Raw genomic sequence first — 12,077 nt, 5'->3', positions numbered from 1 at the left:
CCGCTGGTCAGCGGCGCGGTTCGACGAGCTCGATGAAGCGGGACAACAGCGAGAGTCCCGCGATCGACGGGGGCAGCCCCGTGTTCAGCGCCGGTGAGTGCACGAGGTAGGCCGCCCACTTCGCCCGCGAGATCGCCACGTTCAACCGGTTCGGCATGAGCAGGAAGTCGAGGCCGCGCGGGATGTCCGCCGCACTCGACGCCGCCAGGGACACGATCGACACGACAGCTTCTCGTCCCTGGAACAGGTCGACCGTGCCGACCTGGGTGCCGGTGAAGCCAGCGCGGTCGAGCTCCTGCCGGATCAGTGCCCCCTGCGCGTTGTACGGCGCCACCACGATGACGTCCTCGTCGGTCAGCGCACGGGTTTCGGAACCGTCGGTCCAGGTGCGGCCGACGACGTCGCCGACGAGCGCGACGACCCGGGCGGCCTCTTCAGCAGAGGACGTCGTGTTGCCCGCGTGCACGACCGGCACGGGGTGCACACACGCGTCGATGCCGTCGAGGTGCCGCCCGGAGACCATCGAGGCGAGCTGCCCGTCGTAGGACAGGGCCGAGACGGATTCGGTCAGCGCGGGCTCCATGCGGCGGGTGCGGGCGAGGAAGTAGCCGAACTCGGGCGGCAGGACGTGTTGGCCGTCTGCGAGCCAGCCGAGCGCGGACTGGTCGACGGGCTCGGGGTGGGAGCCCTGCGACACCTGGGGCAACTGCTGGGGGTCCCCGAGCAGCAGCAACCGCGTGGCGGCGACGGACGACGCGATGGTCGGGGCGAGGGAGAACTGCCCGGCCTCGTCGACCACGAGCAGGTCGAGGGAACGGCGCTCGATCGTCGACTCGTTCGCGAACGTCCACGCCGTGCCACCGACGACACCGCCGGTGCCCGAGGACTCGCACGAGGACAGGAACGCGGCGACCGCGGCACCGTTCTTCACGGGGGTCCACGCCGCGGCGTCGAGCTCGTCCTCGGTCGCGCCGGACTTCGGCACCTTCACGACGCGGTCCGCGGGGACGCCGGCCTTGACCACGGAGGCAAGGAAGTTCTCCGACGTCGCGTGTGACTGGCCGACGACCCCCACGCGCCAGCCGTACTCGCGGACGAGCCGGGCGACGACGTTCGAGCCGACGTAGGTCTTGCCCGTGCCGGGAGGGCCCTGGATCGCCAGGTACGACCGGTCGAGGTCGAGCAACGTTGACACCACCGCCGACACCGTGTCGTCGCCCTGCACCGGGACGATCGGGCCACGCGGGGGCACCCGACGCAGCAGGTCGTGCGCCGGGTCGGGCAGCATCGCCGGCAGCTCGTCGAGCACGGCCTGACCCCACCAGGCGATCGCCTCGGGCTGGGGCTTCGCGCGGGGCGGTGCCGACGGGGCGAGGGCCACCGGGAACTCGTGGTGCGGTTCGCCACCGACGGGCAGTCCCTCTTTCACAAGGACCTCGACGGCATCGCCGTTGTCCCATACGTCCACGATCACGGCGCGCGACGACGCGCCCTTCGACCCGGGGCCCGGTGAGGCGACCGATGGCGGAAGCGGGTCGTCGTAGACCAGGTGGGGCGTGCCTCCAGGCCGGAGCCGCGAGCCGGGCGCGAGCGTCCCCGACAACCGGAGTTCCCGCGACTGCGAGCGGGCACGCGGCAGCGTGTCCCAGTCGCGCTCGACGGACGCACGCTCCACGACCAGGACGTCACGCGTGTCGGCCCAGTCGTCGACCGGGTTCCGCAGGCGGTCGAAGTGGTCCTGCCAGAAGGTCTTGGCCTCGCGGCGGTGGTAGTCGATCGCGGCTGCGGCGAGCGCCAACGCGGTCTGGTCAGGGGTGCGGTCGAGGGCGTCGACGTCCTCGAGTTGCGCGGCGAGCGCGACGTACACCGGATTGGGCTCGCGCTCGACGGGGATCGGCGGGACCTCGAGCTCGAGCGCGGGGTCGGCCGCATCGGGGTCGTCGGTACGCAGCGAGCGGAGCCAGTCGCGCAGGCGCAGGGTCGAGCGGCAGTCGTAGGCGTTGTAGTCGGCGACCTGGTCGAGCATCCGCTGCCCCTCGGCGGCGTCGCCGTTCCGGAGCTCGTCGATCGCGTCGACGTAGGCGGTGATGCTGTCCGCGGCGTTCGTGACGTCGCTCTCGCGCAGGTCCGAGCCCATGTACAGCGGTTCGAGCTTCTTGATGGAGTAGCTGTGGCTGCCGACGACCAGGGCCTTCCGGACGATCGGGTACAGGTCGACCAGGACCCCGGCGCGCAGCAGGTCGTCGACGGCCTCTTCACCCACGCCGTGCCGGGCGGCGAGCGACAGCAGGTGCGTCCGCTCGTAGGCCGCGTAGTGGTAGATGTGCATGCCCGGGTACTGCTGCCGCCGGGCCTCGATGAACGCGAGGAACTGCTCCAGCGCGACTCGTTCGTCGCGGATGGTGTGCGCCCAGAACGCGGTGAACTCAGCGCGGTCGTCGACCAGGCCGAACAGGTAGTCGAGGCCCCAGTGCACGCCGTCCTCGGTGTGCAGCGGGTCGCCCTCAAAGTCGAAGAAGACGTCTCCCGGGTCGGGTGCCGGGATCGCGTCGAGCGCACGGGCGTCGAGGACCTCGAAGCGCGGCTTCACGGGCCGGCCCGGCCCGTCGGCGCCCTTCCGTCGCGCGTCTTCCGATTCGATCTGGAGGCTCGCCTGACGTACCAGCCGATCCTGCGTCGCGCGGGACAAGCCCGGCACTGCCCGGGTTCGAACCGCCAGGTCGTCGATCGTCCGCACCTCGTGCTTGATCAGCTTCGCCCGCTGGTCGAGGCGCATGCCCGCGACGAGGACGAGGTCGCGGTGCTCGGCCACCTGGGTCGAACAGATCGCACAGCGCCCGCAGCTGGAGTACCGCGGGTCACCCCACTGCAGGGCCTCGTCGGCAGCGATGCGCTCGGCGATGACCCGCTGCAGCTCGGCGCGCTGCGTGCGGTACACCGGCGCGATGTCGGCGAGGTCGTGCGTGGTGGTCGTCCGGTCGCCGAGCACCAGGTGCACTTGCTGCCCGGTGGGGATGCCGTGCGCCTGCATCTGCTCGGCGTACGCGGCGAGCTGCAGCAGGGCGCTGATCTTGGCGTGGCGTGCGAGCTTGGTGTCGTAGACCTCGTACTCGCCGCGGTCGTTGCGGATGATGAAGTCCGCGAAGCCGATGAACCCGGGGGCGTCTGCCGTCGGCGCTGTGTGGAACGTCGGCTGGTAGAGCACGTCGGCACCGTCGGCGAAGGCCTGTCGTGCTTCGGCTGCGGCGCGTACGTAGTCCGGCGGGGCGGGGCGGTCGAACTCGACGACGGCGCGGGTCTGCTTGAGGATGTCGAGGTAGTCGAGCTCGTGCTGGTCCCCCAGCCGAGCCGTGCGCTCGAGCATGTCGTCGTGCACGTCGGGCAGGGCTTCCCCGCGACCGAGCTTGGCGTCGAGGCGGCGAAGGAACGCCCACTCGCAGGCCGACCACGTGCTCAGGTCACTCGGGCTGAGCAGCACGTGCCCATCGACGCCGATCTGCATGCGCTCCCCCTTGCTCTCCGGTGCCCTGAAAGCCTAGGGGTGGGCGCCGACACCGGTTGCTCGGGCTGTCAGCTGCCGACCGGCACGAACCGGGGCCCGTCGTACCCGTCACGCGTGACGTGCGCGGTGAAGTCGGCGAGCGAGCGCACCCAGTGCCCGCGTTCGCCGTACAGCGCCTGGTACACGACCACGGGCTCTTCGGTCTCCACGTCACGGGCGACCAGGACCACCTCGTAGTCGTTGCCCTTGAAGTGGCGGTAGCGGCCCGCGGTCACGTCGTCAGTCACCCGACCGAGGGTACGGCCCGAGCGGTGGGACCATGACCGCGCGTTCTGCTTGACTGAGCAGCACGGGGAACGAGCACCACGGGGGAACCACTTGACCACACTGAGCAGTCGCGAGCGGAACCGTCGCGCACAACGCGTCTTCTTCGTCGCCCTGGCGGTCGTCGTGGCGGGAGCGGACGTCTGGCTGCACTTCCACGCCGGCGCCATCCACCCCTCGGTCTTCTGGGTCCCCACGGTCGTCGGACTCGTGTACGGCGCCGTGGTGTGGCCGCTCGGCCTGCGTCAGGAGTCGAGGTGGTGGCCGAACCTGGTCGGGGCGGGGTTCCTCGGGGGCTTCCTCGTCCTCATCGCGACGAAGACGTTTTCGCCGCACGCCTGGTTCCTGGCGGTGGTGATCGGTTCCTTGCTGTTCCAGGCCGCCCTCCCGCCGAAACGACCCGCGGCGCGGGTCGCCGCCAGGCTCCCCCTGACCGAGGTACGACCCTGGACCGGCTCGGGAGTCACGGCCACGGCCGTCGAGCACCCCTTCCGCAAGAGTCGGACGAAGCCGGCCGTCGCGCTCACCACGCAGGACGGAGCCACCGCGTTCCTGGTGACGGAGCTCGCCTCGTTCTTCGACGGTGAAGCGGCGATCGCAGAATCGACGAACGGCGAACAGCTGACCTTCCTCACCAGGAAGGGCGTCGCGGCGAAGTCGTCCATCCTCGACGACGCGACGCCGGGGATGGCCGACGGCACGCTGTTCCTGCACTCGGCGAAGGACGAGTCGCGACCTTCCGCCGTCTTCAGCGACGACGACGCCGCAGCGTTCGAGCAGTGGGTCCGCACGCTCCCCGAGGACTGAGCACCCGCCAGGCCCGGCGCGACGCGCACACCTCGCGGTCACATCCGGTCACGTTCGACAGCAGTTCGTCAGCCGGGCGTATCGTCGCCGTGTGAACGTCGGAACCGCAGTGGCCGTGCTCGTGGGGGTCCTCGCGCTCGCGACGGTCCTCGGTCTCCTGCTCCGCCACCGGACCGGACGAGCCCGACCGGTGGGCACCGCCACGTCGTCGAGGCAGGACGCAGACGGCCTCGCGCTCGACAACGACTACGGCGCGGCCGCGACCCTCGTCCAGTTCTCGACGCCGACGTGTGCTCGTTGCCCGGCCACGCGCCGGCTGCTCGCCGCCGTCGCCGGTCAACACGAGGGCGTTCGCCGCATCGAGATCGACCTCGCGGAGCGACCCGAACTCGCGAGCCGCTTCGAAGTCCTGCAGACCCCGACGGTCCTGCTGCTCGACGCCGACCGCTCGGTCCACACCCGCTTCGGAGGCCCACCCCGCCCACCCGAGCTCGCCGCAGCCCTCGCCACTGTCCTGACCGCAGGAACCGCAGGCACCACAGGCACCGCAGACACGACCGGCACCCAGGAGTCCCGATGACCACCACGAACGACACCGACCGAGGCATCGACCCGCGCTCCCCACGCTTCGGCGCCGCCATCACGACGGTGCTCCTCGCCGCGACGATCGTCCTCACGCTGATCCCCGAGACGTGGGTCGCCGGCATCGTGCTGCTCGCGGTCATCGTCGTGCTGTTCGCCGTCGGAGGCATCGCCGGCATCCGCCGACACCCCTACGGCGCGATATTCCGCCGCGTCGTCCGCCCGCGCCTCGCCCCGCCCGCCGAACTCGAGGCCCCGGAACCCCCGACCTTCGCCCAACAGGTCGGCCTGTTCGTGACCGCGGTCGCCCTGCTCCTCGCGCTGCTCAGCGTGCCGTACGCCGCCCCGATCGGTGCCGCGGTCGCCCTGGTCGCCGCGTTCCTCAACGCTGCCTTCGACGTCTGCATCGGCTGCCTGCTCTACGTGTGGCTGGTCCGGGCGGGCGTCTTCCGTCCGCGGCGCGGCGTCGCCTGACGGCGTCCGGCCTGGAGGCCCGCCTCGCCTCGACCGCACCGCCAGCGCCTGACGGGTGCTCGGCTCCAGAACACGGCTCTGCCCCGCCCCGTAGGGTGAGCGGGTGGGGGAAGACGAACGAATCATCCGACGCGCCTGGCGTCGTACCGCCCTGGTCGTGTCGATCGCCGCGGTCGCGGGGGCAGTTGCAGGTTGGGCAACCTCGCGGGACGAGGGCGGTTGGACCGTCGCCCTGGCGATCTTCACGTGCGTCGCCGTGTTGGTCGGCATGTCCGGAATACTCTCGTTGCTCCCCGCCACGGCACGCGCGTCGTCGACCATGACGCAGGCGACCGAGGGCCTGACGAGAGACCGCCGCAAGGTCATCAAAGGAGCCATCCGCTCGGGCGTTCCGCTCGCGGAGGACGCGGGCCCCGAACTGCAGCACCGCGCGCTCACCCTCGCTCGCGGGACCGCAATGTTCAACGGGATCTTCCTGGGGCAGGGCCTCCTGCTCTTCGCAATGGTCGCTGCTCCTCACTTCGCTCGTGTCCTCAGCGGCGGCGGCGATGTGGTCTTCAGCCGGATCATCCTGGCGCTCTTCGTCGTCGAAATGGTGTTCGTCGTGCCGTTGCTGGTCGTCCGAGGCCGCCGCGCTTGGCGCTACGCAGAAGCCGCGGCGGCCGACAACGAACGCCGCATCGACACTCCGGTTTCCGTCGTATGACCACCGCGACGGAGGCACCAGAGACGCCCGAGGCGATCGCCCGCCGAGCCTGGCGCAGAACCGTCGTCATCGTCACGATCGGGGTGGTCCTCGGTGCGGTCGGCGGGTCGCTCTTCGCACGGCAGGACAGCGCGCTCGAGACCACCCTCGCGATCGTCGGCATCGCTGCAGGAGTGGGTGGTCTTCTCGGCACCTTCTCGATGCTCACCACGACGCTCCGCCGATCCTCCGACATGCAGGCGCCGATCGATGGGCTCTCACGCTTCGGCCGGAAGACGCTCGCGCAGGCGATCGCGAGCGGGACCCCGATCGAACCAGCCGACTCCGACCTCGCACGACGGGCATTCGACCTCGCCCGTCTCCGCGCCGCCTACCAACCGGTCGCGCTCGGCCAGTTCCTGCTGCTCTACGTGGGGATTGCTGGCCCGCAGATCCCGAACCTGTTCGACGACGACTCGTTCGTAGCTGGCCTCAGTCGCATCATCTGCGGAGCACTCCTCGTCGTGGCTGCCGCCATGTCCCCCGTCATTCTGCGTCAGACCCGGGCTGCACGACGCTACGTGCAGGCGGCCACCGAAGCAGCCGCCCGCCAGCGCTGACTCAGTAGGCCTGCCGCACCCGCGACACCGACAGCCGCAGAGCGGGCTCGTACGAGGAGCCGTTGAGCGCCGTGATCGTCCAGTGGTACCGGTCAGGCCGGGTCATCACGCCCCAGTCGCTCCGGCCGCACTTGTTCACCTTCGACCCCATGCTCTTGTCCGGCAACAGGCCGCGCTCGTCGTAGAGCCGGACGGTGGCGGATCGGAATCCGCTCGCGTTCCCCGAGATCCGGCAGCTCGCGAACGTCGTGGCAGTCCGCACCTTGTCCTTGTGCGAGTCCTGCCAGCTCCTCGAGTTCTTACCGATCGCGACACCGGTCAGCTTCGACGACCAGGAACCCTCGGCGAACGCCGGCGCTGCCGCGAACACCGTGGCGGCCACGACTCCCCCTGCGACGGTTGCCGCGAGACGACGACTGAGATTGACCATTGCACTTCCCCCTTGAGGCGACGACTCGGGCTGTCCGAGCCGAGTGCACGCTACTGTACGGTGAAACACCAGTACAAGGTTTCAAGGGGGCGCAGTGGGCATACAGATCGACGAACTGACTTTCGGGTACCGGCGGGACCACACGGTGCTCTCCGGGTTGTCGACGGTGTTCCCGACCGGAGCGAGCGTCCTGCTCGGGCCGAACGGCGCTGGCAAGTCGACCCTGCTCGGGCTCGTCGCCGACACGCTCCGCCCCCGCGTTGGGACGATCAGCATCGAGGGACTGGGGGAACCGGGGACGCGCGGAGACCGCCGACGGTACCGCCGCGGCGTCGCATGGCTTCCGCAGCGGAGCGGCGCCTTCCCCGGCTTGACCGCTCGAGAGCACGTCGCCTACTGCGGCTGGTTGAAGGGCTTGTCGCGCGCCGACGCCTGGGATCGCTCGACGGCCGCCCTGACCGCCGTCGATCTCGCCGCCCGAGCCGACGCACGAGCGTCCTCGTTGTCGGGCGGCCAGATCCGGCGGCTCGGCGTTGCTGGCGCGCTGGTGTCCGGCGCACAGTGGATCCTGCTCGACGAACCGACGGCCGGACTCGATCCGGCACAGCGCGCGCGGTTCGCTCGGGTGATCCAGAACCTGCCAACGGAAGTGTCCGTCGTCGTCTCGACGCACCAGACCGAGGACGTCGCCGCAACCTACGACCACGTGACCGTCCTCGTCGACGGCCGGGTGCCGTTCGCTGGTTCAGTCGGGGCGTTCACCGAGCCGTTCGCTGGCTTCTCGCCCACCGAGGCGATCACCGCTTCGTACGCGCGGTTCACGAGTGAGGACGACTGATGCGCCCGATCATCCCGTGGCGCAGCCGAGCGGCAGTGTGGCTCCTCATTCCTGGATTGCTCGGCGTCGTCGCGTACAGCGTGCAGTTCGCAGGTGAGACGACGGTCGCCGGCTACTGGCCCGCGGCGATGGCCGGTTCCGCGATCTACCTGGTCTTCTCGTGCGGCGTCGCGGCCACCGCCGGCGCCTGGGAAGGGAAGCGCTTCCGAGCTGCGGCGCCCGCAATCGAGACCAGCAGCCGATCCAGCGCAGCAGTCATCGCCGATCACCTGTGGACACCACTTACCGGCGGCCTGTTGCTCCAGGTCGTCGCGGTCGCACTCATGAGTCGGGACACCTGGGGTGCTCCCGGTGGCCCATCGCCGCTCGTCGGCCTGGCCTTCGCGGGGATCCTGTTCTTCCACAGCTGCATCGGATTCGCACTGGGGCGGTGGCTCCCGCCGGTGGCGTCCATCCCGCTGAGTCTGCTCGTCTCGTACAGCTGGCTCGGCTTCACCTGGTCCGTGGACTACTTCCCGCTCCGGTACCTCGCCGGTCTCGTGATGGCGGACTGCTGCTCGGTCGAGACCGCGCTCGACACCCGGGCACCGGTCATCGCGACGGCGTTCAGTCTGCTCGCCGGGTGCAGTCTGCTCGTCATCGCGGTCGCTCGACGCTCGAGTAGTGACCGTGCGCGCCGGTACGGACTCCAGATCGGCGCCAGCTCGTTCGTCGTGATCACCCTCGTCGCGCTGACCGCCGGCTCCGGCCTCGGCGCGGCACCGATCGTCGACCGCCCGCAAGCGCAGGCGATCTGCAGCGGCGCGGCGCCGACGATCTGCCTCTTCCCGGAGCAACGCGACAGCGGCAACTCAGAATCCGTCATCCGCAAGGCTGCGGAGAACCTCGGCCGCTCGGGCATCACGGTGCCGTCGACCATCCGCGCGAGCAACGCGCCATCGAAGGCCGAAGTCCTGAACATGGTCGTCCAGGTCCGGATGACCGACGCCGACGTGCTCCACAGCATCACCACCTCCTTGCTCGGTGACGCCGAGGTGGCCTACTGCGGCACCGAGCAGGACGACGCCGAACGCCTCAACGATGCCGCTGTTGCCAACCGATGGCTCATCGACGTCGCTGCCGAGGGCATCGTGAACGCAGACCAGGTCGAACCCGCCCTCGAGCTGGACGACCCCGACGTTCTGCGAGCCCTCCGTCGTGCTCCGGCCCCCGCTCAGGCCACGTGGGTCACCGCGACGGTCGACCGGCTGACGGATTGCTCGGTCGGCCACATCGCGGTGCCGTCCTCGTGATCTGGTGGCTGCGTGTCCACCGAACCCTGCCGTTGCTCGGACTCACGACCGCCCTGACGATGCTCTCGATCGCGCTCGGCCCGATCGGCATGCTCTTCCCCTCTTTCGGCGGCGGCGCGCCGTTCGCGCTGATCCCCGTCGCGGCCGTGCTCCCGCTGGTGATCGCCATCGCGACGAGCGCTTCGGTCACCCGCGCACCGTTCCCCGCGCCCACTCGGCGGACGGACCTGCTCGAGCTGGCCACCGTCATCGCGGTGGTCGCGCTGGTGAACGTCACCGCGAGCATCGGCCTCGCGGTCGGCGCCGAACCCGAGGCCGCGGTCGCGACCGCCCGGAACACGATCGCGTTCTGCGCACTCGCACTGGTCAGCCGAGCGGTACTCGGCGACCGGTACCAGTCCGTGCCGGGCGTGCTCTACCTGTTCGTCGCAGCGCTGTTCGGTCGGGGGACCCCGGACCAACCAGCCGGATGGGCCGGAGTCGTGTCGACGAACACCGACCCCGCGTCGTGGGCGTTCGTCCTCCCGCTGGTGATCGCCGCCACCGTCAGTCCGCTGGCACACAGGTCGGGCAGAACGACGTAACACGCAATTTACTTTCGGCACTGGCGCTCACCTGCAAAAGACGCTTTCATGGCGGGATGACGATCACCGAGCGGCCCGAGCGATCCGAGCGGTCCGAGCGCGCCGATGCCTTCGCCCTCGTCCGCACCCAGTCGGCGAGCATGCCGTCGAGCATGCGCGCCATCGCCGACGCCGTCCTCGACGACCCGGCAGCCGCGGCCACCACCAACGCCACCGACCTCGCCGGCCGAGCCGGGGTCTCCCCCGCCACCGTCTCCCGGTTCGCCCAGCACCTCGGCTTCGCGAACTTCGCCGCCCTGCAGCGGAGCATGACCCGCGCCGTCGAACGCGGTATCCACGAACGTGAGTCGACCGAGATCCACGCCGGTGTCGCGGTCGACGACGACGTCGCCACCGTCATCGCGAAGGTCACCGAGGACGTCCGCGCGGTGATGGCCGACACCCGCGCCGCACTCGACCCGCACGCACTCGAGGCAGCGGCAGCCGCCGTGAGCGACGCCCGCCGCGTCGTCCTGTACGGCGTCGGCGCGAGCGGCATCGTCGCCCGAGACCTGCACCTCAAGCTCGAACGCATCGGCATCGTGAGCTCGATCGCCGACGACCCGCACAATGCCCTGACCCTGGCGAGCGTCATCGGCGAGCACGACGTCCTGGTGCTGGTCAGCCACTCGGGGTCCACCGTCGAGACCCTCGAGGTCGCCCACGCCGCCCGAGCCCAGCACGCCACGATCGTCGCGATCACCGGCCACGCCTTCGCCCCGCTCGCCACCACCGCCGACCACGTCCTGCTCGGTGTCGCCGGTGCCGAGAGCGCCCTGCGCCCCGCGGCCATGGGCAGCCGGATGAGCCAGCTCGCCATCGTCGACACCCTGTTCATCGTCGTCGCGCAGCGCACCGACGAGCGGTCCCAGCCGCTCCTCGCCCGCAGCCGCGACGCCGTCCGCACCCACCACCGGAACTGAGCACCACCATGAACCAGACGCACGAAACCCACGACGCCCTCCGCGACGAACTCGCCGCCCTCACCACCGAGGCGACCGACCACTCGCTGGACGACATCGACACGATCTCCACGCTGGAAGCTGCCCAGCGCATGAACGCCGGAGACCGCAGCGTGCCTGCGGCACTGGAGCCGTGCCTCCCGGCCATCGCCCTGGCGGCAGACTCGATCGCCGCAGCCTTCACGCGTGGCGGCCGACTCGTCTACGTCGGCGCCGGTACGCCGGGCCGGCTCGGCGTCCTCGACGCCAGCGAGTGCCCGCCCACCTTCGGTACCGACCCGAGCCAGGTGGTCGGCCTGATCGCCGGCGGCGACCCCGCCCTGACCACCGCGGTGGAGGGCGCGGAGGACGACGAAGCGGCCGCCGTCCGCGACCTCGACGCGCTCGGCCTGACGGCCGACGACGTGGTCGTCGGGATCAGCGCGTCCGGCAGGACGCCCTACGTCATCGCGGCCATCCTGGAGGCCCGGCGCCGCTCCGCCCTGTCGGTCTCCGTCGCGTGCAACCCCGACTCGGTCGCGGGTCGGGAGGCGGACATCGCCATCGACGTCGTCGTCGGCCCCGAGTTCGTCGCCGGCTCGACCCGCCTGAAGGCGGGCACCGCGCAGAAGCTCGTGCTCAACATGCTCACCACGCTCGCGATGGTGCGCAGCCACAAGACGTACGGCAACCGCATGGTCGACGTGCGGGCGACGAACGCGAAGCTCGTCGCGCGGGCGTTCTCGCTCGTGCAGGACGTGACCGGCGCTCCCCCCGCCGAGATCCAGGCAGCGCTCGATGCCTCGGACGGCGAGGTGAAGACCGCCATCGCCGTGATCCTGACCGGCGCCTCGGCTGCCGATGCCCGCGAGCGCCTCGATGCTGCTGCTGGCTCGTTGCGCGCCGTGCTGTAGACCCCGTTCCCCCTTTTCCGTTTCCTTTCCCCGAGGAGCACAGCA

13 protein-coding genes are annotated in these 12,077 nt (G+C 70.5%); 10 read left to right on the top strand and 3 right to left on the bottom strand.

Annotation, left to right across the window (positions count from 1 at the left end; genetic code table 11):
- Positions 1 to 7: 7 nt before the first annotated feature.
- Entirely contained in the window at positions 8 to 3,502 is a 3,495-nt protein-coding gene (locus tag DEJ08_RS06890; protein ID WP_111055037.1) for a TM0106 family RecB-like putative nuclease, read from the bottom strand.
- A gap of 68 nt (positions 3,503 to 3,570) precedes the next feature.
- Complete coding sequence (locus tag DEJ08_RS06885; RefSeq protein ID WP_258367184.1) at positions 3,571 to 3,789, bottom strand: DUF1653 domain-containing protein; 219 nt, start codon at positions 3,787 to 3,789, stop codon at positions 3,571 to 3,573.
- Positions 3,790 to 3,880: 91 nt separating this feature from the next.
- Between DEJ08_RS06885 and DEJ08_RS06880 the strand changes: the two genes are divergently transcribed.
- The 5 genes from DEJ08_RS06880 to DEJ08_RS06860 all read left to right on the top strand — a co-directional run bounded on the left by DEJ08_RS06880 (position 3,881) and on the right by DEJ08_RS06860 (position 6,994).
- Complete coding sequence (locus DEJ08_RS06880) at positions 3,881 to 4,633, top strand: hypothetical protein (RefSeq protein WP_111055038.1); 753 nt, start codon at positions 3,881 to 3,883, stop codon at positions 4,631 to 4,633.
- A 91-nt stretch (positions 4,634 to 4,724) separates the two neighbouring features.
- Positions 4,725 to 5,213 (top strand): thioredoxin family protein, encoded by a 489-nt coding sequence (locus tag DEJ08_RS06875; protein ID WP_111055039.1) that lies wholly within the window; start codon positions 4,725 to 4,727, stop codon positions 5,211 to 5,213.
- On the top strand, positions 5,210 to 5,689 hold the full coding sequence (locus DEJ08_RS06870) for a DUF4395 domain-containing protein (RefSeq protein WP_111055040.1): 480 nt from the start codon (positions 5,210 to 5,212) through the stop codon (positions 5,687 to 5,689). Before DEJ08_RS06875 ends, DEJ08_RS06870 begins: the two co-directional genes overlap by 4 nt.
- A gap of 157 nt (positions 5,690 to 5,846) precedes the next feature.
- Positions 5,847 to 6,395 (top strand): hypothetical protein, encoded by a 549-nt coding sequence (locus tag DEJ08_RS06865; RefSeq protein WP_111055041.1) that lies wholly within the window; start codon positions 5,847 to 5,849, stop codon positions 6,393 to 6,395.
- Positions 6,392 to 6,994 (top strand): hypothetical protein, encoded by a 603-nt coding sequence (locus DEJ08_RS06860; protein WP_111055042.1) that lies wholly within the window; start codon positions 6,392 to 6,394, stop codon positions 6,992 to 6,994. Before DEJ08_RS06865 ends, DEJ08_RS06860 begins: the two co-directional genes overlap by 4 nt.
- 1 nt (position 6,995) lies before the next feature.
- Here DEJ08_RS06860 and DEJ08_RS06855 read toward each other — a convergent pair whose 3' ends face one another.
- Positions 6,996 to 7,424 (bottom strand): hypothetical protein, encoded by a 429-nt coding sequence (locus DEJ08_RS06855; RefSeq protein WP_128779626.1) that lies wholly within the window; start codon positions 7,422 to 7,424, stop codon positions 6,996 to 6,998.
- Positions 7,425 to 7,518: 94 nt separating this feature from the next.
- Here DEJ08_RS06855 and DEJ08_RS06850 point away from each other — a divergent pair, with 94 nt between their 5' ends.
- From DEJ08_RS06850 to murQ, 5 genes are read left to right on the top strand one after another with little or no spacing between them, the layout of a single operon-like run.
- Positions 7,519 to 8,262: an ATP-binding cassette domain-containing protein gene (locus tag DEJ08_RS06850; protein WP_111055043.1), complete on the top strand. Its 744-nt coding sequence runs from the start codon at positions 7,519 to 7,521 to the stop codon at positions 8,260 to 8,262.
- The gene (locus tag DEJ08_RS06845; protein ID WP_146248524.1) at positions 8,262 to 9,554 is read left to right on the top strand and encodes a DUF7224 domain-containing protein; all 1,293 of its coding nucleotides are present in this window, start codon (positions 8,262 to 8,264) and stop codon (positions 9,552 to 9,554) included. Before DEJ08_RS06850 ends, DEJ08_RS06845 begins: the two co-directional genes overlap by 1 nt.
- 32 nt (positions 9,555 to 9,586) lie before the next feature.
- Positions 9,587 to 10,138 carry a hypothetical protein gene (locus DEJ08_RS06840; RefSeq protein WP_146248525.1) on the top strand — a complete coding sequence of 184 codons (552 nt, stop codon included), beginning with the start codon at positions 9,587 to 9,589 and terminating at the stop codon, positions 10,136 to 10,138.
- Between the two features lie 56 nt (positions 10,139 to 10,194).
- On the top strand, positions 10,195 to 11,100 hold the full coding sequence (locus tag DEJ08_RS06835) for a MurR/RpiR family transcriptional regulator (RefSeq protein WP_181439031.1): 906 nt from the start codon (positions 10,195 to 10,197) through the stop codon (positions 11,098 to 11,100).
- Positions 11,101 to 11,108: 8 nt separating this feature from the next.
- The gene (gene murQ / locus DEJ08_RS06830) at positions 11,109 to 12,032 is read left to right on the top strand and encodes an N-acetylmuramic acid 6-phosphate etherase (protein WP_111055046.1); all 924 of its coding nucleotides are present in this window, start codon (positions 11,109 to 11,111) and stop codon (positions 12,030 to 12,032) included.
- Positions 12,033 to 12,077 lie beyond the last annotated feature (45 nt).

Source organism: Curtobacterium sp. MCLR17_054 (genome assembly GCF_003234335.2).
GTDB classification, from domain to species: Bacteria; Actinomycetota; Actinomycetes; order Actinomycetales; family Microbacteriaceae; genus Curtobacterium; species Curtobacterium flaccumfaciens.
The sequence above is the reverse complement of the archived record's forward strand: the minus strand, read 5'-3'. Positions and strand labels throughout refer to the sequence as shown.

Excerpts from the sequence above, each read along its gene's own strand:
- DEJ08_RS06890 (WP_111055037.1), bottom strand. The coding sequence starts at position 3,502 with ATGCAGATCGGCGTCGATGGGCACGTGCTGCTCAGCCCGAGTGACCTG.
- DEJ08_RS06870 (WP_111055040.1), top strand. The coding sequence starts at position 5,210 with ATGACCACCACGAACGACACCGACCGAGGCATCGACCCGCGCTCCCCA.
- DEJ08_RS06860 (WP_111055042.1), top strand. The coding sequence starts at position 6,392 with ATGACCACCGCGACGGAGGCACCAGAGACGCCCGAGGCGATCGCCCGC.
- DEJ08_RS06855 (WP_128779626.1), bottom strand. The coding sequence starts at position 7,424 with ATGGTCAATCTCAGTCGTCGTCTCGCGGCAACCGTCGCAGGGGGAGTC.
- DEJ08_RS06845 (WP_146248524.1), top strand. The coding sequence starts at position 8,262 with ATGCGCCCGATCATCCCGTGGCGCAGCCGAGCGGCAGTGTGGCTCCTC.
- DEJ08_RS06835 (WP_181439031.1), top strand. The coding sequence starts at position 10,195 with ATGACGATCACCGAGCGGCCCGAGCGATCCGAGCGGTCCGAGCGCGCC.
- murQ (WP_111055046.1), top strand. The coding sequence starts at position 11,109 with ATGAACCAGACGCACGAAACCCACGACGCCCTCCGCGACGAACTCGCC.